This window comes from Halorientalis regularis (genome assembly GCF_023698535.1).
GTDB classification, from domain to species: domain Archaea; phylum Halobacteriota; class Halobacteria; order Halobacteriales; family Haloarculaceae; genus Halorientalis; species Halorientalis regularis.
This window is the reverse complement of record NZ_JALJCL010000004.1, coordinates 205,523-225,943: the sequence shown is the minus strand read 5'-3', so window position 1 is coordinate 225,943 and position 20,421 is coordinate 205,523. Positions and strand designations below refer to the sequence as shown.

The window sequence follows — 20,421 nt, the reverse complement described above, 5'->3', positions numbered from 1 at the left end:
GATGTGAAAGATGCTAGTCTCTAAGTACCCACACAGGAAACCGGAGCAACATGTTCGAGGGGACGGGAGATGCTCGATAGGGACAACAGCACGACGCGGCTACTCTCGGGGGTGGTCCAGATACTCGCCATCGTGGTGGTAGGGGTGGTCGTGAGCGTACTGATCACGGCGTTCACCGAGAGTCTGGCGGCGGCCCAGACGCTCGCCACCGTGGCGGGCGCGCTGGGGACGGTCGTCCTGCTCGTGATCGTCGGCTGGTACGCCAGACAGCTGGAGGACGCCGCGACCGAGAGTCGAAAACTCCGTCGCCGACCGTACGTCAAACGCATCGTCGCGACGGGGATCGACCGGATTCTGGAGTGGCTCACGACCAACCGCGACCGCTGGGACCGGGCGAACCCGCCCGCCGGGATGCCGGTCTATCCGGAGATCGAAGACACCGGGGTGCCAGACGACGTGGTCGCCGACATCTCTCGGGATTACCCCGACCTCGTCTCGGACGTGAGTGCCTTCCTCACGGCGAGCCGCGAGTACCGCGACGCCTGGCAGGACCTCCACACCGACCTGTCGCGGATCGTCGACCACGCCTTCGAGCTGTCGGACCCGCCCGAGACAATCGACGAGGTGGTCCCGCAGAACTACGAGGGTGCCGCCCGTGCCGACGGCGTCGATCCGTGGGCCGAGCCCAACGAGTTCGTCGACGCCCATCCGCGCCTGTTCGCCCGGCTCATCCTCACGAACCCCGAGCCGTCCCTGAACGGGGCCGCCTACCTCGACACCGAAGACTACGCCACGTTGCTGGTCGACGCCCACCGCCGCGAGTTCATGAACCTGCGCGGCGAGGACGAGATCGCAGACCAGATCGACCTCGTCCACCGGAAACTGGAGATCCTCAAGGAGAACGACCAGAACATGGAGGAGCGCCTCCAGGACGTGCGCAGCCAGTACCTCGCCGAGTACGAGATCATGGAGACCGAACTCGGCGAGATCAAGGCCGGCGGGCGGTCTGCGGTGTAGCGTCCGCACCGCTTCGACCTCGCGACGGCAATCGGTCGGAACCCCGACCAGTGTCGACGCGATCCGTCGGCGCAATGACTTATTACCGATCGGCCCGACGGCAGAGCCATGCGGAGAGGACCGAGTCGGCGACAGGTTCTGTGCGGTTTCGCACTCCCGGCGACGGCCGCCCTGGCAGGTTGTGGCGTCCTCGGAACCACCCAGGTGACTGACGCGTCACTGGGCACCGAGACGGTGGTGGTCGGGGAGCCGGTCACCGTCGAGGTGACGCTGCAAAACAGCGGCGTTCTCGAGAGCGAGACGACGGTCGCGCTGACCGTCGACGGCGAGACGGTCACGGAGGAGTCGGTGACCGTCGGTGGCGACGGGACGACCGTGACCGTCGAGCGGTCCTTCGAGGCCCCCGGCGAGTACGCTCTCGCGGTCGACGGCGTCGCCGCAGGGACGGTTACCGTCGAACGCGCTATCCGGGTCCGTGAGGCGAGTCTGGAGCGGGCGCGTGGACCCGTGGGCACGAGACTGCCACTGCTGGCGACGATCCGCAATCACGGTCCAGCGGCCGTCGGCCGGGCCGTCACGGTGACCGCGGACGGCGACAGTGTGGCGACGCGGACCGTCGAGGTCGACGGCGAGACGACCCGAGAGGTCCGGTTCGAGCCGAGCGTAACCGAACCCGGACGGTACGACTTGGCGGTCGAGGACGTACCCGCCGGGACCGGCCAGTTCACCGACACCTGGCGGGAGTTCGGCCACGACGGGGGAAACACTGGTCGGACGAGGACGGCGTCTCCACCCACGGAGAGCGGCACCGAGGTGTGGCGTCGCGACTTCCTCGACGGGACGCGGGGGTCGCCGGTCGTCGTCGGCGACACGGTGTACCTGGGTCTGGGCAACCCTTACGCGGCCGACGACAGCGGCAGCATCGTCGCCCTCGAAGCGGCGACCGGCGAGACACGCTGGCGGAAACAGACCGGGGGACGCGTCGACTTCCCGCCCTCGGTCGTCGCCGGCTACGTGGTCTGTGGTGCCAACACGGGGCAGTTCCGAGACGACGCGGCGAGCGGTCGCGTCCGGGCCTTCGACAGACGGGACGGTCGGGCGGCGTGGACGGTCGACCTCGACGCGCCGGTGGCCGGTCCGCCCGCGGCGAGCGAACGGAGCGTCTACGTGTCGACGACCGGCGGCCGGGTCTACGCCATCGACGCCACCGATGGGACCGTCAGGTGGACGGAAAACGTCGAAACGAGACCGTCGGCACCGGCCGTCGCCGACCGACAGGTCTTCGTCGGTGGCCGGGACGGTCGCGTCCGCGCGCTCGGGGTCGAGGACGGGACCGTGCGCTGGCAGGTACCGGTAGAGGGGCGGATCGAGTCGTCCCCTACGGCCGTGGACGGGACGGTCTACGTCGCCAGTCGAATCTATCACGACCGGTACGCGGCGATCACCGGCGGGACGCTGGCGGCGATTCCGACCGACGGTGGCGAGCCCGAGTGGACGACGACGGTCGACGAGTCACTCGGATCGAGCCTGGCAGTCGGCGAAGACGGCCTGTTCGCCGGCGTCGGACTGTCTATCTGGGGATTCGAACGAGCGGACGGATCGGTGCGATGGCGCGGCCCGTCCGCCGACGCGGGGACCGGGACGACCGGTGCCCCGGCGGTCGTGGACGGGACCGTCTACGGCGGTCTGGGCCGGGTCAACGGCGGGTACGTCGTGGCCTTCGACGCGGCCGACGGGAGCGAGCGCTGGCGGACCGAAGGGGACGCGGCGACGTCCGCACCGGCAGTCGGCGACGGCCGGCTGTACGTCGGCGTCGGGTTCGGTGAACTCCTCGCGCTCACGGACGAATGACCCCGACACTCCGGACCGGGTGAGCCGACCAGATCGACCCCGTCGACCGGAAACCGGAGACGCCCGAGGAGAACGGAACGAGCGGACGCGCACAGCCAGCTCGTCGAGTACGAGGTCGTGGAGACGGAACGCTGCGAGATCGAGACCGTCGGCGCGGCCGTTCGGAGAGTGACTCCACGACAGCCCAGCGGACTCGTTCGAGGACACCGGTGCGCCGTCCCGGACACCCCCACACGGTCGAAACTGTCGTATCCGAATCTAAATCCGAGTTTACAACCACATTCTCCTATTCCGTGCCCCAAATGTATCATAATAATACCCTATACCACATATAACACTACGTTCGTAACTCTGATTACGGGACGACACGACGACTGTCGTGTGAACCACCCAACGGCAGTTGTCTACGTCGACGTGGAGGCGGAATGACGGATTCCGATGTCGCCGAGCGAGCGTTCGTACTCGCGGAGATGGCGTCCGACGATTCGGTGACGATGTCGGTCCTGGCCGGGCGCGAGGGCCGGTTCTCACAGCAGGCCCCGCTGAATGACCCGCCGGTGACGTATCTGGAGGAGACGGAAGCACCGGTCTTCGTGCTGACGAACGGGAAACGAGGGATCGGTCGCGGCGTCAAGAGTAACACCATCGCGCCCGATAGCGATTTCAGGACGGTCGTCCTCGTGACGGGTCGACGAACGCTCTGTCTGATCGGACAGGCTGACGGTGACTCGGCCATCTCAGTCCCTCACGAGTCGGTAGCAGCGGTCCGGCACAGCACCGGCTTCCGGAAACACAGGCTCGTCCTGCAGACGCCGGAGAGTGCGTACCACTGCTGGGTCCATCGGAAGACAGAGACGGCAGTCCTCGACGAGGTGACCGATTTCGTGGGCGAACACACGGTCGAGCGGCCGGAGCCAGTCGCGGACGACGAGGCGGTGAGCCGCGTGATGTATCGCGGGCGACCGGTCGCACGGGACGCGACCGACGGATCCAGCGACGATAGTGGTGACTCGACGGGGTCACCCGCCGGTGAGACAGAGGAAGAGTTTACCGTCACCTATCGGGGACAGCCGGTCGACCGGGACTAATCCTCGGCCATCGCCAGCACGTCGTCGAAGAAGCCCTTCGAGTCGTTGGGGCCGGGGTTCGCTTCGGGGTGGTACTGGCGGGTGATGATCTCCAGGTCGTCGTTTTCGAGCCCCTCGGGCGTGTCGTCGTTGACGTTGATCTGGGTGACCTCCAGTTTGTCGCCGGGTTCGGCGACGGTGTAGCCGTGGTTCTGGGTGGTCATGACGACCCGGTCGGTCCGGAGGTCGCGGACGGGCTGGTTGACGCCGCGGTGGCCGAACTCCATCTTCTCGGTCGACCCGCCGAGTGCGCTGGCGACGACCTGCTGGCCGAGACAGATGCCGGCCATGGGCGTCTCGCCGACGTAGCTGTCCACGAGATCCTTGGTCTGCTCGAAGTTCTCGGGGTCGCCGGGGCCGTTCGAGATGAACAGGAGGTCGGGGTCGACCGCGGCCACGTCGTCCTCGGTGGCGTCGTAGGGGAGGACGTGAACCACGGCGTCGCGTTCGACCAGCGAGTCGATGATCGACCCTTTCGCACCGCAGTCGATCAGCGCGACGGTCTCGCCGTCGCCGTCTTCGTTGAACAGTTCGGGCTCGCCGACGCTGACCTGTGCGCCGATCTCGGTGTGGTCGGACATGTGCTCGCACTGCTCCAGTTCGGCCAGGGCGTCCGCCTCGGTCGCGTCCGGGCCGGCAGCGATACCGCACTTCATCGCCCCCTCGTCGCGGATGCCCGTGACGATCTCGCGCGTGTCCAGGTGGTCGACAGCCGGCACGCCCTCGGATTCGAGCCACTCGGCCACGTCCTCGGTGAGTTCGCGGGCGACGACGCCACGCGGGTGGACGCGGTCGGACTCGAAGCGTTCCTCTCGGACGCCGTAGTTCCCGATCAGGGGGTAGGAGAACGTCAGAATCTGTTCCTCGTAAGACGGGTCCGTCAGACTCTCCTCGTACCCTGTGTACGCGGTCGTGAATACCAGTTCCCCGCGAGTCGTGCCCGGAGCGCGGGAGCGCGCCTCGACGACGCGTCCGCCCTCGATAGCCACGTAGGCGTCCGTCATTACGAGATGCGTATCCGTCGGCCGTTCATAAGTGTTGCTTTCGAAGCGCAGTTACGAATTTCGCAATCCTCAAGTACGCCGGACGAGTATCCTCGAGTCTCAATGGACGAGCTGGACCGGCAGATTCTGAGTATTCTGCGACGGGACGCTCGGACGGCCTACACCGAGATCGCGGATCGAGTGGGGACCTCGGAGGGGACGGTCCGGAACCGCGTCGAGCGACTCGTCGAGGACGGCGTCATCGAGCGCTTTACCGTCGCCACGTCCACCGGGAACGTCAAGGCGATGATCGAGATCAGCGTCGACGTGAACGTCGACACCGCCGCGGTCTCGGATCGGATCGTCGAGTGGCAGGAGGTGGACTCGGTCTGGCAGGTCTCGGGCGAGGAGGACATCGTGCTGGTCGTCGACGCCGCCGACACCGAGCGCGTCAACGAGTTGATCACGAAGGCCCGGGAGTTGGACGAAGTGGTTTCGACCAAAACCCGGTTGATTCTGGACGAGCGGCTCGGGTAGCGAAGCGAGACGAGTCAGTTCACGGCGGATACGGAGTCAACCTCGATTCCTTTTTCAACCCGCTGGTCGATTGCACAGGCATGAGTTCAGAGGAGACCCCCGGAGAGACAGACTCCGGCGGGGGCGACACGGAACACGAGAACGCACGCCAGGCGGTCGTCACGGTCGACGCGGACGACACCGAACTCGGGACGGCCAACCGCCTCGACGCCCACACTGGCGACGGGATCCGACATCGCGCGTTCACCTCGCTGCTGTTCGACGAGGACGACAACATCCTGCTGGCCCAGCGCAGCCCCGACAAGCGCCTCTGGGACACCTTCTGGGACGGCACGGTCGCCTCCCACCCCGTTCAGGGCCAGAGTCAGGCGGACGCGACCCGCCAGCGACTCGAAGAAGAACTCGGCGTCACGCCCGACCAGTACGACGACCTGGAAGTGACCGATCGCTTCGAGTACAAGCGCTACTACCCCAACGAGGGCGTCGAGTGGGAAGTCTGTGCCGTCCTGCAGGCGACGCTGACCGACCGGACGCTCGACCCCGACCCCGACGAGGTAGCCGGCCTCATGTGGGTGCCCTACGAGCGCCTCCACGAGAATCCCGGGTGGTACCGACAGCTCCGGCTCTGTCCCTGGTTCGAGATCGCGATGCGCCGCGACGTCGAGTAGCGCCAGGACCAGCAGTACGCGTCCCAGTGACGGCTACTCAGTAGCGCTCTTCTCGGACCGCGAAAAAAGAGGGTCGTGGTTCCGTCTCGATGCCTTAGCTGCCGAAGTCGAACTCGACGTCGTACGCGACTTCGTTGTCACCCGGACCGGCCGGGATGCCCTGTTCACCGTTGATCTGACCGTTCAGATCGACGATTCCGAGGACGGTCCCACAGCCGCTGGCACTGCCGACGTCGAAGTCGTCCGAGACGATCTTCCCGACGTTGTTGGCGTCGAGCCGTTCACCCGAGACCGTACTGGTACTCGGGAACGGCGAGCCCGTCTGGAAGCTCTTCTCGGTCGACAGCGAGATGCTCACCGACGGGATCGTACAACTCGGCTCGGAGACCGGATCGCCGCGGTTCTCCCAGCCCGTCTGGGCGTTGTCGACGTTCCAGATCGTCACGCCGATGTCGACCGTCGTGTTCAGCGTGACGACGCCGTTGTCCCGGTTGAGCGTCCCACCGGCTTCGCCGACCTGCGACAGGTCGGCCTCGAAGTAGATGGTCCCCAGGGAGGTGTCGTTGACCGAGTCCCGTGCGGGCGGGAAGTCGATGTCACCGTCCCAGGTGTTGTTCGAGGGGAACAGCGTCCCATCGACCGTGATACAGCCCGGCGTCGGCAGGTAGAACGGCTGCTGGTCGGCCGGCTGGGGCTGACCGTCCCGACAGGTCGGGTACGTGATCGCCCGGTCGTTGTTCGGCGTCCCCGTGTGCAGGTAACTCTCGTCACCGCGCACGTACGACGTGAACGGAATCGGCTCCGCCGGCGGCTCCGGCTCCGTGTTCACCGACACGCTGGCCGTGCCGGTGTCGTTGGCGCTCGCGACCGTCGCGGTGTAATCGCCCGCGTCACCGCTCGCCGTCGTCCAGGACAGCGTGACCGTCTGGCTCGCACCGCCCGCCAGCGTCACGTCCTGACTGTCCTGCTGTGCGCCAGCGACGTCCAGGGTCACCGTCTGGGTGCCCTGCTGGTCGCCCGTGTTCTCGACGGTTGCAGTCACGTCCAGCGTCTCGGTCTCGTTGATCGGCGAGTTACTGCCGACGTTCGACACCGCGAAGTTCGCCGGCGTGGCCGGCTCGTTCACCGTCACGCTGGTCGTGTCGGTATCGTTGGCGCTGGCGACCGTCGCGGTGTAGTCGCCCGCGTCACCGCTCGCCGTCGTCCAGGACAGCGTCACGTCCTGGCTCGCGCCGGCGGCCAGCTGGACAGTCTGACTGTCCCGCTGTGCGCCGGCAACGTCCAGGGTCACCGTCTGGGTGCCCTGCTGCTCGCCCGTGTTCTGCACCGTCGCGGTCACGTCCAGCGTCTCGCCTTCCGTCACCGGCGAGTTGCTACTGGTTCCCGAAACCTGGAAGTTCGCGGGCGCGTCGGGCGCGTTGACCTGCACGCTCGTCGACGCCGTGTCGTTTTCGGTCGTCACCGTCGCAGTACCCGAGCCGGCGTCACCAGTCTCGGTGGCGACCGACAGCGTGACCGTCTGGCTCGCACCGCCGGCCAGGGTCACCTGCTGGTCGTCCGACGCACCGAGGACCGACAGCGTTACCGTCTGTGTCCCCTGCTGGTCGCCCGTGTTCGCGACGGTCGCGTCGACCGTCAGCGTCTCGCCTTCCGTCACTGGCGAGTTCGTGTCCAGGGTCTGCACCTGGAAGTTCGGCGGCTGTTCGACCGGCGGCGCGGTCAGCGTGATCTGGGCCGTCGCCGTGTCGTTGGCCGTCGACACACCGTGCGTGTAGGTGCCTGCCGACAGCGCACTCGTGTCCACGTCGAACGTCACCGTCGTGCTGGCCCCGCTGGCCAGCGTCTCGTCCTGGGACGCCAGCGTCTCCAGACTACCGTCACTGTCCGTATCGACGCCGAACGCGACGGTCTGGGTGCCCTGCTGATCACCGGTGTTCTCGACGTCGGCCGACACGGTGATCGTGTCACCGACCGTCGCTTCGGACGGCGCCTGCAGGTTCGACACCGCGAAGTTCGCCGGCGTGGCCGGCGCGTTCACCGACACGGCGGCCGACGCGCTGTCGTTGGCGCTGGCGACCGTCGCGGTGTAATCGCCCGCGTCACCGCTCTGGGTCGTCCAGGACAGCGTGACCGTCTGGCTCGCACCGCTCGCCAGCGTCACGTCCTGACTGTCCCGCTGTGCGCCAGCGACGTCCAGGGTCACCGTCTGGGTGCCCTGCTGGTCGCCCGTGTTCTCGACCGTCGTCGTGACCTCCAGCGTCTCGCCTTCGGTCACCGGCGAGGTCGTGCTCAGGTCGCCGACGGCGAAGGTGGCCGGCTCCGGTTCCGGCTCGTCGTCGACGCGTTTGAGCGTGACGACGCCGTCGTCGGCGTTGATCGTCCCGTCGACGGATTCGCCGCCCTGGATGGCCGCCGAAACGTCGACCGGGTAGGACTCACCGAAGAAGAAGAACGCCCCGACCTGGAGCGTCACTTCGCTCTCGGTTCCGTCCGCCGTCACGGTCTTGCTATCGTCCGCGACCGTGATGTCGACTGTCTCCCCCGCAGGAGCCGTGTACGTAACTGTTACTTTGGAAACTTTCCCCGTGAAAAGCGTCTCCTTCGTTACTTCGGCGGTAACGTTCCCGAATTCCGCCTGATCCGTCGTCTGTGTCGATACGTCTGTCGCCGCTGCGGGTTGCACCGCCACCATCCCCATCGCCACAATAGCGATAAGCAGTGCCGTCAACCCGGCTGAGTACAGTAACTTACGATTTGCTTGCAAGGTTTGCATTCCGCTACCCCCAGGTCTTCATAGATTGTTCCATACATATAATATTTCGCTTCAGTCAGACAGTAATTTATGGGTGGAGTTGTGGAATGAAATTGCAGGATGGCGGCCGGATTCGGTGAAGGTTTTCACTGCTGGTAACTGGCGGGTCGGCTTTTTGCCGGTGGCCGTCGCCTGGCGAGACATGGAGGTCGAGACGTACAACTCGCTCGGTGGCCAGATCGCTCTGGTCACCGGCGCAACCCGTGGTATCGGGGCCGCCATCGCCGCGGACCTCTCGAACCGCGGAGCGACGGTGTACGCGGGCGCTCGGGACCCCGACGACGTGACGGGACCGGATTTGCTCCCGCTGGAGCTCGACCTCACGGACGAGGACGCCGTCGTCGACGCGATCGACCGCGTGGACGACGAGAAGGGGCGCCTCGACATCCTCGTGAACAACGCCGGGGTGATGGACAGTCGGTCGGCGCTCGCGGAGATGCCCACGGGCGTTATCGACGAGACCCTCGATACCAACCTGCGCGGCCCGCTCTTGCTCACGAAGTACGCCCTCCCGCTCTTGCTGTGGCGGGACGGGAGCCGCGTCGTCAACGTCTCCTCGGCGCTGGCGTCGCTCCGGAGCGACGCCGGCCGCGGGATGCCCGCCTACCGCATCTCCAAGTCCGGGCTGAACGCGCTGACGGCCTACCTCGACGCCGAGTACGGCGACCAGGGCCTCATCGCCAACGCCGCCTGTCCGGGCTGGACCCGCACCGCGATGGGCGGCCCCGACGCCGAGCGCAGTCCCGAAGAAGGTGCGGACACCCCGGCCTGGCTCGCCCGGTTCAAACCCGAGTGTCCCCGTGGACAGTTCTGGCGGGACCGACAGATAATCGACTGGTGAATTCAGTCGTCGGCCGAGAACTCGATTTCCGACGCGTCCAGCGCCTGCCTGATTCCGACGAACCCGTCGGAGTGTGCGGTGCCTGGTTCGTCCGCCTCGTCGGTGTCCGGCAACCACGCCCTGACGGTACACCCATCGCCGTCGTTCTCGAACGCCAGGCGACCGCCGAACTGCTCGACGGTCCAGTAGACGACCCAGAGCCCGACCCCGCTCCCGTGTTCGAGCGCCGTCTCCTCGCCCTCTTCCAGCACGGCCAGTTCGTGGGGATCGATCCCCGGGCCGTTATCGGCGACTTCCAGCACCGCGAAGTCGTCGTCCTCGCGGATCCGAACGGTGACCGTGGGGTGGTCGGTGTCGTTGTGCTGGACGGCGTTGGTGAGGAGTTCGTCGAGCGCGATTGCGATGGCGGAGTCGACCTCGGCGTCCAGGTCCGCCGGCACGTCGGCGGAGATCTCCGCGGCCGGATAGCGGTCCCGGGCGTCCTGGACTTCGGTCCTGACCGCCTCGCCGAGGTCGACCGTCACCGTGCCGTCCTCGTCGAACGTCCGCGAGACCTGCCCGACCTTGTCGCTCTGGTCGGTGATCCGGGTCGCCGTCTCCGCGATCAGGTCGAGGCGCTCGCGGAGGTCCGGATCGGCCAGCTGGCGCTCGACGAGTTCGGCGTTGCCGGCGACGACGTTCATCTCGTTGCGGAGGTTGTGTCTGAGCAGGCGATTGATGACTTCGAGTCGCTGGCGTTGCTGGCGTTTCTCGGTCACGTCTCGCAGGCTGATGAGCGTCCCGGCGAGCGCACCCCGCGCCCGGTGGAGCGGCGAAACCCGAACGTTGTAGTATCTGACACCGTCCTCCCCCTCCAGCGAGAGTTCCGTCTGGACGTGTGTGCCAGCCGCTTCGCACAGCAACGCGGCCAAGTCGGGCAGGACCGTCTCGATTCGCTCCCCGACCGCGGCGGCTTCGGACCTGTCGAGCAACTCCGCGGCCGCCGGGTTGATGTCCGCGATCCGCTGGTTGTCGTCGAGGACGATCACCCGGTCCTCCATGTTCTCCAGAATCTCGTCGCGTGCGAGGTGCCGGGCGACCGGAACGAGTTCCAGTAACTGCCCGCGCAGAATCGTCCCCGCGACGATGACCCCGCTGAACAGGAACCCGACGTTCGTCGGATCGATTCCCGCGGGGAGGTAGTCGAAAACGTACAGGGCGTTGCCAACGAGCGGGACGAACATCGCGATCAACAGCGCGGTCGCCTGCGTCCGGTAGACCCCCTCGGCGAAGAGGATGACCCGCAACAACAGGGCACCACCGATCAACACGAGCAGGTACGAGTAGGTGAGGTGCGCGTAGAACACGGGGCCAAGTGACCCGGTGATGACGGCGAACGATCCGCTCGTATCGAGGGCGAGCCCGGACCGGACGAGCGACGGCTGGACCCAGATGATCACGACGATTACGGCGGGCTCGACCAGCAGGAGGCCGACTGTTCGCCGGCTGATCCACTCGTCGTTGCCGGTGTACTCGAGGACGAGCGCCAGCCACGCGAGCGGAACGATACCGGAGGCGACGACCTCCAGTCGCGTCCAGAACACCTTCGGCCCGAGCGTCGCCGCCGCGAGATTCATCCCCTCGGCGAACGACCAGAGGCTCGCACCGATCATGAACACCGCGAGCGGGAAAGCACCGGGGCGCTCGCGGTGGTGGAACGCGAACGCACCCACACCGAGCCCCACGACCGCAGAGAGAAACACGGGTGCAGTGTAGGGTGTGTACTGGAGTTGCATCGCTCCGATTACCGGGACAACGCCAACCCCGAGAATAAGGGTTCCCTCGACGCTATCAAAATTGAGAGCGGATTCAGTCCGTTCGGGAGCTGACCGCCGACCAGACGGCGAGTGCCCCGAGGACGAGCGCGGGGATCAGCGGCAGGGCGAGGTAGGTGTTGCGCCAGCCCCAGCCGAGGGCGGCGACGCTCCCGCGGGCCGCGGGCAGCAGGTACAGCGCGCCCGGGACGATCAGGAAGGCGACGACGATGGCGGCGACCAGCAGCCAGCCGCGCCAGTCGAACTCCTCGTCCACGTCGCCCACGGTGTTGCGCGGATAGGCGTCGTCTGTGTCGTCCTCCTCGTCGGTCGTATCGCCGTCGCTGTCCTCGACGGCGCCCGGTTCGTGGACGTACGTGTCGTCGCTCACAGCTCGCTATCGGGTCTGACGACGACCTTGCCGAACCCTTCCCGCTCCTGGAGCATCTCGTGGGCGCGGGCCGTCTCGCTCATCGGCAGGGTGTCACGGACGCGGGGCTCGAACTCGCCCTCCCAGACCAGTTCCAGCACGTCGTCGACCTCGCCGGGGGTGCCCATCGTCGAGCCGATGACTTCGAGCTGGTTCCAGAAGATGCGGTTCACGTCGGTCTCGGGGTTCGGACCGGTGGTCGCACCGCAGGTCACGATCCGGCCGCCTTTCGCGAGGCTGGCCAGCGACTTGTTCCAAGTGGCGGCCCCGATGTGGTCGACCACCACGTCGACGCCGCGGTAGCCCGTGATGTCCTGAATGGCGTCGTCGAAGTCCTCCTGCTCGTAGTTGATGACCTCGTCCGCGCCGAGTTCTTCGGCGTAGTCGAGTTTCTCCTCGCTGCTGGCGGTCGCGTACACCTCCGCGCCGACGTACTTCGCGATCTGAAGCGCGGCGTGGCCGACGCCGCCGCTCGCTCCCAGCACCAGCACCTTCTCGCCGGGCTGGAGGTCCGCCCGCGTCACCAGCATCCGCCAGGCCGTCTGGAAGACCAGCGACGCCGACCCCGCGACCTCCCAGTCGACGTGGTCGGGCACCGGTACGAGGTTGTCCGCGGGGACTGCGGCCTGCTCGGCGTGGACGCCCCGAACGTGCTCGCCGAGGATGTGGAAGTCCACGCACATCGTCGGTTCGCCGTCGCGGCAGAACTCACAGGAGCCACAGGAGACCCCCGCCGAGACGGCAACGTGGTCGCCCGCCTCGAAGCGGTCCACGTCCGCCCCGACCTCGGTGACGACGCCGGCCGCGTCGCTGCCGGGGATGTGGGGCATCTCCAGATCGATCCCCGGGAGTCCGCGCCGGGTCCACACGTCGAGGTGGTTGAGCGCCGCCGCCTTCACGTCAACGAGAACTTCGTCGTCGGCCGGTTCGGGGTCCGGGAACTCGCCGTACTCGATCACGTCGGTGTCGCCGTGCTCGGAGAATTGGACTGCCTGCATAGCCGTTGGGTCGGACGGCGCGTCCAAAACGGTGTCGACTGATCGACCCGCCAGTCAGGCCCCCTCCGCGGCGACGAACGCCGCGAAACTCGCCTCGTGTCCGGTCCGTGCGACGTGATCGTCGCGCCGTCCCGCGGCCGATTCGCGGTCGGCCACGATGGCTTCCGCCTCGCAGTCGTGACAGACGAAGTGGTACCGTGCCATAATATGTAATTCAGCACGCATTATTATTAATAGCTTTCCATCGACATATATTGGACTGTTGGCCACTGAGCCGTCGATTCGGCGATGGGGCCGGCCGCTTCGTGATCGAGAGGAATCCCCCGGGCCCGGGCGGGAGTGTTTAGGGGACGCGACCGGAAACCTCGCTATGGTCGACTTCCAGTCACGCGACACACGACGCTCGCTCGACGACGAGGATGAAACCGACACCGAGGACACGGAGGCGGTCGACACGACAGCCGCCGACGCGGAGGGAGACGAACACGATAACGACGAACACGAGGCGGAGCACACCCACGATCACGACCACGATCACCACGAACACGACCCCGAGTCCCTCGGGGTGGCCGTCGTGACCGTCTCGTCGTCACGGACGCGGGAGGACGACCCCGCGGGCGACGTCATCGAGACTGGCCTGACCGAGGCGGGCCACGGGGTCGTCGTCAGGGACGTGATCCGGGACGACCACGACGGCGTGCAAAACACCGTCGACGCGGTCGCCAGCCGGGGCGACGTGGACGCCGTCGTCACCACCGGCGGGACAGGGGTCACGCCCGACGACGTGACCATCGAAGCCGTCACCCCGCTGTTCGACAAGGAGTTGCCCGGATTCGGCGAACTGTTCAGGAATCTCTCCTACGACGAGATCGGGACGAAAGTCGTGGGGACGCGCGCCACCGCGGGCATCGTCGACGGTGCGGTCGTCTTCTGCCTCCCGGGCAGTGAGAACGCCGCCCGCCTCGGCACCGAGGAGATCATCGTCGAGCAGGCCCCACATCTCGCCGGGCTCGCCCAGCGGGAGTGAGCTAGTCGAACCGCCGCCGGGCCGCCAGCACCCCGGCCAGCGCCAGTCCGAGCGCCGCCGCGAGCGCCCCTCACCCGGGGAGCGGGCAGAGACTCGCCGTCAGAATCACCACGTCGTCGGTCTCGTTTCGCGCACCGTGTGACTGGCTACGCTCGTTGAACACCACGCCGGGCGCGGTGATCGTCGCCTCGGTGTCGTCCTGCACGACGGTCACCGTCCCGTCGAGCACGTGGAACACGTTGGACGCATCGTCGTGGACGTGCGGGTCGAGTTCCGCACCCGGTCCAAGGGCGAAGACCTTCACCAGCACGTCGTCGCTGACGGCCAGTTCTTCGTCGATCACCTCGCCCGCATCGGGGTCGACATCGGGCAGTCGATCCAGTGGCATACCCGAATGGTCGACCGGCCCGCCCTTAGCGGTTCCCCCGTCGAGCCTGTCGCTTGGCATGGCTTTTAGCCGCTGGCGGCCCCAGACCCTGGCGATGGTAACCGAACTCGGGGACGACGTGTGGTGGTACGACCTGCGCGGGGTGAACGCCTACCTCGTCGACGACGGGACGGTGACGCTCGTCGACGCGGGCAACCCGTGGGACGGACGCAACCTCGTTCTCGGCGTGGATCAGGCCGGCTACTCCCTGCAGGACGTGGATCGCGTCCTGCTCACCCACTACGACTTCGACCACGTCGGCGGCCTCGGTCGCCTGCAGGGTCTGGACGCGACCGTCTACGTCGGGTCGGCCGACGAACCCTACCTGACCGGCAAGGAACGGCCGCCGCTCTCGAACCACAAGGGCGCGCTTCAGAACGCACTGGGCCCGTTCCTGAACTCCCCCGCCCTCTCCGTCGAGACCGTCCCGGACGGCGACGAGATCGGGTCGTTCACCGCCTACCACACGCCAGGACACACGCCCGGCCACGTCGCCTACGTCAGCGAGGCTCTGGACGCGGCCTTCCTCGGCGACCTCGTCCGGGAATCCGGCGGTGACCTCCGAGCCTCGCCGTGGCTCATGAGCTACGACACCGACGCAGTCAGAGAGAGCGTTCTGGATCTGGCCGACCGTGCGCCCGACTTCTCGGTGGCCGCGATGGGTCACGGCACACCCTTCGCGGCTCGCGGCCGAGACGCGTTCGACGCGCTGGCCGACTCGCTGTAGCTATCTCCGCGGCCCTAATCGTCCGCGTCGGCCGCTTCTTCGGCCACGTCCTCGGGATCGAACAGCTCGGGATCGAGTGCCATGTGGCCCTGTCCTTTGACGAATTCGGGGAGCGAGTCGGTGGTGTAGGCGATGATCCGGATGTCGTCGTTGAGGTCGGTGGCGACCGGAATCGCGGTCGCCAGCGCAGCGTCGGTGAGGACCAACAGCTCCGCGTCGTGAATCCCCGCTTCCTCCAGCGCCGGGCGGTTGGCGGTGCCCGCGGCGCGCGTCACCGAAAATCCAGCTGCCGACAGCGCCGCCCCGAGGTCGTGTTCGTCGGGGCCGGCGATGACTGCGTTCATGGTAGCCCTCTGTGCCCCCCGGGATTTGGCTCTCACGGTCGTGTCACGCCGACCGACCGCACTCGGCGGACTCGACGTGGGCGGCGAGTGCCCGTTCGACCGCCGCCGAGGCGCGGACACGCGGGATGCGGAGCCGGTGGCCGTCGGCGTCGTACACGTCGACGGTCCGGGTCCCGACGAGGCGGTCGACGAGCGTCGTCCGAACCTGCACCCGCTCGATCTCCGCGCGCGGCACCGTCGCCGACCGCGATCCGAACGAGCGCGTGATCCAGCCCGGCGTGATCGCCACGGACATCCGGGCCTTCCGGGCCGCGTCACGCCCGACCGCCAGCCCGATCCCCACGAGCCAGAGTATCAGTCCCGTGCGCAGCGAGATCGGCGGCGTCGGCAGGGCAACCAGCAGTCCCAGTCCCCACCACAGCGAGAGGAGCACGGCGAGGACGACCGCGTAGACCAGGCCGGCGACGGCCACGGCCAGCGGGTTCAGGACCGGCACGGCTCGGATCTCCGCCCGGATCGGTTCCGGACGGCCCGGCAGATCGAGGGCCTGATCGTCTGGTTCGGACGCTCCGTTGGAGGGCATCGGCTCCCCGAACTCGCGCCAGCGAAAAGAAGACTGGGGGTTACTCGTACTCGATGGTCGCCGGCGGCTTGTGGGTCACGTCGTACAGCACGCGCGCGACGTTCTCGTTCTCACCGGTGATCCGGCTCTGGATGCGCTGGAGCGTCTCCCAGTCGACGTTCTGGGCGCGGGCGGTCATCCCGTCCCGGCTCTCGACCGAGCGGACGGCGACGACCCAGCCGTGGACGCGGTTGTCCCCCTTGACGCCCGTGGCCTTCCCGATGACGGCCGCCAGCGCCTGCCACGGGTCGTGGTCCTCCAGTTCCTCCTCGACCACGTGGTTGGCCTCCCGGGCCACGCCGAGTTTCTCCTCGGTCACTTCACCGATGATCCGCACCGCCAGCCCGGGGCCGGGGAACGGCATCCGCTCGGCGATGATCGCCTCCAGATCGAGGTCGCGGGCCACCTCACGGACCTCGTCCTTGTAGAGGTCCCGCATCGGCTCGACGATGCCCTCGAAGTCGACGACCTCGGGCAGGCCGCCGACGTTGTGGTGGGACTTGATCGTCCCCTCGCTCTCGATGCGGTCGGGGTAGATGGTCCCCTGCACGAGGTAGTCGGCGTCGACCTCGCGAGCGACGGTCTCGAACTCCCGGATGAACTGCTCGCCGATGGCGTGGCGCTTCTCCTCGGGATCGGTGATGCCTTCGAGCGCGTCGAGGAAGCGATCCTTGGCCTCGACGATCCGCAGGGAGTCCATGTACTCGAAGGTCTCTGCGATCTGTTCGGTCTCGCCTTTGCGCATCAGACCGGTGTCGACGTAGACCGGCGTCAGTTGATCGCCGATGGCCTCGTAGGCCAGCGCGGCGGCCGTCGAGGAGTCGACGCCCCCCGAGAGGGCGATGACGGCGTTTTCGTCACCGACCGACTCGCTGATCTCGTCGATCTTCTCGTCGATGAACGAATCCACGTCGACCATCAGGCCTCCACCTCCTCGGGTTCGGCGCCGGTCTCGTCCAGTACGGTCTCCAGCAGCCCGACGAACGGCGGACTGGCGCGGCCGGGCCGCGAGCGGAACTCGGGATGGAACTGCGTCCCCAGGTAGTAGGGGTGGTCTGGTAGTTCCAGAATCTCCATGCGCTTGTTGGTGTGGCCCGAGAAGACGAGGCCGGCGTCTTCGAGGTCGTCGATGTACTCGGGGTTGACCTCGTAGCGGTGGCGGTGGCGTTCGGTACAGGACGTGTCACCGTACAGCTCGTGGGCGAGCGTCCCGGCGTCGATGTCGGTTTCGTGTGCGCCCAGGCGCATCGTCCCGCCCATGTCTTCCAGGTCGTACTGCTCGGGGAGCAGGTCGATCACGGGGTGGGGCGTGCCATCCTCGATCTCGGCGGAGTGGGCGTCCTCTAGATCGAGGACGTTACGCGCGTACTCGACGACGGCCATCTGGAAACCCAGACAGAGGCCGAGCCACGGCAGGTCGTTCTCGCGGGCGTACCGGCAGGCCTCGATCTTCCCCTCGATGCCCCGGGAGCCGAAGCCGCCGGGGACGACGACGCCGTCCACGTCGTCGAGTTCCCCGTCGTAGCCGTCGGCCAGATCCTCGCTGTGGACCCACGTCGTGTTCACGTCCACACCGGCTTCGAGGCCGGCGTGTTTCAGCGACTCGTGGATCGAGATGTAGGCGTCTTCCAGCCCGTACTTTCCGACCAGCGCGATCTCGACCTCGCCGGTCGTGTCCTGGGTCACGAGTTCCCGCCAGCGGTTGTCCCGTTCTGCCTCGGGCAGGGCCTCGGATTCGAGGTCGAGCCGTTCCATCACGTACTCGTCGAGGCCTTCCTCCTCGACCATCAGCGGGACGTGGTAGATATCCTCGACGTCGGGATTGGAGAAGACGGCGTCGGTGGGCACGTCACAGAACAGCGCGATCTTCTCTTTCACGTCGGCGTGGAGTTTGTCCTCACAGCGCCCGACGAGGATGTCGGGCTGGAGGCCGATGGACCGGAGTTCCTTGACCGAGTGCTGTGTCGGCTTGGTCTTCTGTTCGCCGTTCTTCGAGTAGGGGACGAGGGTGACGTGGGTAAAGAGGATGTCGTCGTCGTCTTCCTCGTGGGCGAACTGGCGCAGGGCTTCCAGATAGGGCATCCCCTCGATGTCTCCCACCGTGCCGCCGACCTCGACGATACACACGTCGTGGCCCTCGGCGGCTTCCCGGATGCGGCGCTTGATGTCGTCGGTGATGTGCGGGATGATTTGTACTGTTTTGCCCAGATAGTCGCCCGCGCGTTCCTTCTCGATGACGTGCTGGTAGACCTTCCCCGTGGTGACGTTGTGGTCGAAGGTCATGTCGATGTCGAGGAACCGCTCGTAGTTCCCCAGGTCCAGGTCGACCTCCCCACCGTCTTTCAGCACGTACACCTCGCCGTGCTGGTAGGGGTTCATCGTCCCCGCGTCGACGTTGAGATAGGGGTCGATCTTGACCGCCGTTACGTCGAAGCCGGCGTTTGCCAGCAACCGCCCCGTGCTCGCGGCGGTGATGCCTTTCCCCAGTCCGGACATCACGCCGCCGGTGACGAAAATGAACTTCCGACCCAGCTCGGGGTCGTAGTTCGTCTCTGATTCGGTCGGCATACCGACGGTGCGCGCGGCGCGCTCAAAACGGTTACGGGAAGCCCCGAGTGTGCAACGTATGCACACTTCTGATCCGGGGTCGACAGTCGTCCGGGACCCGACTACGCTCGTGCACCGAGAAATGCCGCGACCGACTCGCCGATCCGCTCGATCTGCCCCGCGACGAAGTGATCGCCCGGGATCGACTCGACTGTGTCCTCGCGTTCGCGGGCGCGCTCGACCACCGGTTCCCACTCCACGGTGGAATCGCGCTCACCGTAGCAAATCTGGACGGGGCAGGTGAGGGAATCGAGGGCCGCCACCGTGTCCGCATCACCGAGCGTCGCTGGCGGTGCGAGGACGGCGAGGGCGGCCGGCTCCGATTCGGCCGCCACCAGCAGCGCGACGCCGGCACCGAAGCTGTAGCCGAACAGCCCCACGTCGGCGTAGCGGTCCCGCGCCGACGCGAGGACGTTCAGCGCGTCCCGGCGCTCGGCCTCGCCCTCGTCCCAGGGGCCGTAGTCGAAGCGCAGGCAAGCCACGCCACGGTCGGCCAGGGCCTCACCCACGGCGCGCAGGCGGGGATCCGACCGGGTGCCGCCCATCTGTGGGTGTGGGGGGCAGGCGACGACGGCCCGGTCGGCGTCGGGCGTGTCGACGGTGACCTGGATCGTGCGGTCGCCGTCGATGTGGCGCTGTTCGCTCATGTAGGGAGACAGTCAGGTGTGAGAGATTTAAGGGCAGCGGTACCCAAGGCATGCCATGGGCATCCTCTCGCGCGCCTCCTACATCATCCGCTCGAAGGTCAACGGGGTTCTCAACAGGGCCGAAGACCCCTCCGAGACTCTCGATTACTCCTACGAGCAGATGCGCGACGAACTCCAGAACGTCAAGCAGGGCATCGCCGACCTGACGACCCAGAAGAAACGGCTGGAGATTCAACAGCGCCGCCTCGAAGAGAACGTCGAGAAGCACAACGACCAGGCCCGTGAGGCCGTCCGCCAGGACCGCGAGGACCTCGCGCGCCGGGCGCTGGAGAAGAAAAAACAGAAGATGAACCAGATCGAGGATCTGGAGAGCCAGATCCAGGACCTCCAGCGCCAGCAGGACCAGCTGATCGAGAAGAAAGACGAACTCCAGAACCGCATCGAGCAGTTCCGCACGAAAAAGGAGACGATGAAGGCCCGCTACAAGGCCGCCGAGGCCTCCAACCGCGTCTCCGAGGCGATGACCGGTGCCGGCGACGAGATGGAAGACGTGGGTCGGGCCATCCAGCGGGCCGAGGAACGCACCGAGGAGATGGAAGCGCGCTCGGCCGCGATGGACGAACTCCAGGAGAGCGGTGCCTTCGAGGACGCCATGAGCGACAAGGACCAGCTGGACCGGGAACTCGAGGAGATCCGCACCACGGGCGAGGTCGACGCCGAACTCGACACGCTCAAAGCCGAGATGGGGAAAGACGAGGGCGAGTCCGAGACCGGAACCGCCGACACGGACACCGAGACGGAGGGAGATGTCGACGCCGCCGACGTGGACCCGGAAGCCGTCGAAACGCCCGACGCCGAGGAGACGGAGGTCAGCGACGCGGAACTCGACGCCGAACTCGAAGAGCTGAAAGAAGAAGAGAAGTAGTCACTGCTCTTTTTTAGACACCCGACCGTCGGTGGGTG

General features: G+C 66.9%; 21 protein-coding genes. 9 read left to right on the top strand and 12 right to left on the bottom strand.

The features are described from left to right. The first annotated feature begins 69 nt into the window (after positions 1–69). The 3 genes from MU521_RS06935 (at position 70) to MU521_RS06925 (ending at position 3,956) form a co-directional block, all read left to right on the top strand. Positions 70–1,017 carry a hypothetical protein gene (locus MU521_RS06935; protein WP_092689069.1) on the top strand — a complete coding sequence of 316 codons (948 nt, stop codon included), beginning with the start codon at positions 70–72 and terminating at the stop codon, positions 1,015–1,017. Positions 1,018–1,125: 108 nt separating this feature from the next. Then, positions 1,126–2,868 carry an outer membrane protein assembly factor BamB family protein gene (locus tag MU521_RS06930; protein WP_092689066.1) on the top strand — a complete coding sequence of 581 codons (1,743 nt, stop codon included), beginning with the start codon at positions 1,126–1,128 and terminating at the stop codon, positions 2,866–2,868. 425 nt (positions 2,869–3,293) lie between these two features. After that, entirely contained in the window at positions 3,294–3,956 is a 663-nt protein-coding gene (locus MU521_RS06925) for a hypothetical protein (RefSeq protein WP_092689063.1), read from the top strand. Here MU521_RS06925 and carA read toward each other — a convergent pair. Further along, positions 3,953–4,999 (bottom strand): glutamine-hydrolyzing carbamoyl-phosphate synthase small subunit, encoded by a 1,047-nt coding sequence (carA, locus tag MU521_RS06920; protein WP_092689060.1) that lies wholly within the window; start codon positions 4,997–4,999, stop codon positions 3,953–3,955. The genes MU521_RS06925 and carA overlap by 4 nt on opposite strands. 102 nt (positions 5,000–5,101) lie before the next feature. Here carA and MU521_RS06915 point away from each other — a divergent pair, with 102 nt between their 5' ends. Next, complete coding sequence (locus MU521_RS06915) at positions 5,102–5,515, top strand: Lrp/AsnC family transcriptional regulator (RefSeq protein WP_092656901.1); 414 nt, start codon at positions 5,102–5,104, stop codon at positions 5,513–5,515. An 80-nt stretch (positions 5,516–5,595) separates the two neighbouring features. Beyond that, positions 5,596–6,183 (top strand): isopentenyl-diphosphate Delta-isomerase, encoded by a 588-nt coding sequence (gene idi / locus MU521_RS06910; RefSeq protein WP_092689057.1) that lies wholly within the window; start codon positions 5,596–5,598, stop codon positions 6,181–6,183. Positions 6,184–6,277: 94 nt separating this feature from the next. Here idi and MU521_RS06905 read toward each other — a convergent pair whose 3' ends face one another. Next, complete coding sequence (locus tag MU521_RS06905; protein ID WP_139171061.1) at positions 6,278–8,866, bottom strand: CARDB domain-containing protein; 2,589 nt, start codon at positions 8,864–8,866, stop codon at positions 6,278–6,280. Between the two features lie 271 nt (positions 8,867–9,137). Here MU521_RS06905 and MU521_RS06900 point away from each other — a divergent pair, with 271 nt between their 5' ends. Next, positions 9,138–9,836, top strand: a complete 699-nt coding sequence (locus tag MU521_RS06900) for an SDR family NAD(P)-dependent oxidoreductase (RefSeq protein ID WP_092689051.1) — start codon at positions 9,138–9,140, stop codon at positions 9,834–9,836. Positions 9,837–9,838: 2 nt separating this feature from the next. Here the strand turns inward: MU521_RS06900 and MU521_RS06895 are convergent, their stop codons facing one another. The 4 genes from MU521_RS06895 to MU521_RS06880 all read right to left on the bottom strand — a co-directional run bounded on the left by MU521_RS06895 (position 9,839) and on the right by MU521_RS06880 (position 13,261). Continuing rightward, positions 9,839–11,611, bottom strand: coding sequence for a histidine kinase N-terminal 7TM domain-containing protein (locus MU521_RS06895; protein WP_092689048.1), 1,773 nt, complete (start codon positions 11,609–11,611; stop codon positions 9,839–9,841). Between the two features lie 73 nt (positions 11,612–11,684). After that, the gene (locus MU521_RS21610; protein ID WP_092689045.1) at positions 11,685–12,020 is read right to left on the bottom strand and encodes a DUF7977 family protein; all 336 of its coding nucleotides are present in this window, start codon (positions 12,018–12,020) and stop codon (positions 11,685–11,687) included. After that, a complete protein-coding gene (locus MU521_RS06885) occupies positions 12,017–13,057 on the bottom strand; it encodes a zinc-binding dehydrogenase (RefSeq protein WP_092689042.1) in 1,041 nt (346 codons plus the stop codon). Before MU521_RS06885 ends, MU521_RS21610 begins: the two co-directional genes overlap by 4 nt. Before the next feature lie 54 nt (positions 13,058–13,111). Then, positions 13,112–13,261, bottom strand: a complete 150-nt coding sequence (locus MU521_RS06880; RefSeq protein ID WP_175452773.1) for a hypothetical protein — start codon at positions 13,259–13,261, stop codon at positions 13,112–13,114. A 166-nt stretch (positions 13,262–13,427) separates the two neighbouring features. Between MU521_RS06880 and MU521_RS06875 the strand changes: the two genes are divergently transcribed. Next, positions 13,428–14,084 carry a MogA/MoaB family molybdenum cofactor biosynthesis protein gene (locus MU521_RS06875; RefSeq protein WP_092689039.1) on the top strand — a complete coding sequence of 219 codons (657 nt, stop codon included), beginning with the start codon at positions 13,428–13,430 and terminating at the stop codon, positions 14,082–14,084. A gap of 70 nt (positions 14,085–14,154) precedes the next feature. Here the strand turns inward: MU521_RS06875 and MU521_RS06870 are convergent, their stop codons facing one another. After that, positions 14,155–14,472, bottom strand: coding sequence for a cupin domain-containing protein (locus MU521_RS06870; protein WP_092689036.1), 318 nt, complete (start codon positions 14,470–14,472; stop codon positions 14,155–14,157). Positions 14,473–14,566: 94 nt separating this feature from the next. On the opposite strand from MU521_RS06870, the gene MU521_RS06865 reads away from it, so the two are divergent. After that, a complete protein-coding gene (locus MU521_RS06865; protein WP_092689033.1) occupies positions 14,567–15,238 on the top strand; it encodes an MBL fold metallo-hydrolase in 672 nt (223 codons plus the stop codon). A 14-nt stretch (positions 15,239–15,252) separates the two neighbouring features. Here the strand turns inward: MU521_RS06865 and MU521_RS06860 are convergent, their stop codons facing one another. The 5 genes from MU521_RS06860 to MU521_RS06840 form a co-directional block, all read right to left on the bottom strand. Beyond that, entirely contained in the window at positions 15,253–15,582 is a 330-nt protein-coding gene (locus MU521_RS06860) for a DUF7126 family protein (protein ID WP_092689030.1), read from the bottom strand. Positions 15,583–15,625: 43 nt separating this feature from the next. After that, a complete protein-coding gene (locus MU521_RS06855) occupies positions 15,626–16,165 on the bottom strand; it encodes a PH domain-containing protein (RefSeq protein WP_092689027.1) in 540 nt (179 codons plus the stop codon). Between the two features lie 40 nt (positions 16,166–16,205). Continuing rightward, on the bottom strand, positions 16,206–17,123 hold the full coding sequence (gene guaA / locus MU521_RS06850; RefSeq protein ID WP_092689025.1) for a glutamine-hydrolyzing GMP synthase: 918 nt from the start codon (positions 17,121–17,123) through the stop codon (positions 16,206–16,208). Next, positions 17,123–18,772: a glutamine hydrolyzing CTP synthase gene (pyrG, locus tag MU521_RS06845; RefSeq protein ID WP_092689022.1), complete on the bottom strand. Its 1,650-nt coding sequence runs from the start codon at positions 18,770–18,772 to the stop codon at positions 17,123–17,125. Before pyrG ends, guaA begins: the two co-directional genes overlap by 1 nt. A 101-nt stretch (positions 18,773–18,873) precedes the next feature. Continuing rightward, positions 18,874–19,458 carry an alpha/beta hydrolase gene (locus MU521_RS06840; protein ID WP_092689019.1) on the bottom strand — a complete coding sequence of 195 codons (585 nt, stop codon included), beginning with the start codon at positions 19,456–19,458 and terminating at the stop codon, positions 18,874–18,876. Between the two features lie 55 nt (positions 19,459–19,513). Here MU521_RS06840 and MU521_RS06835 point away from each other — a divergent pair, with 55 nt between their 5' ends. Further along, entirely contained in the window at positions 19,514–20,383 is an 870-nt protein-coding gene (locus MU521_RS06835) for a PspA/IM30 family protein (RefSeq protein WP_092689016.1), read from the top strand. Positions 20,384–20,421: the final 38 nt, after the last annotated feature.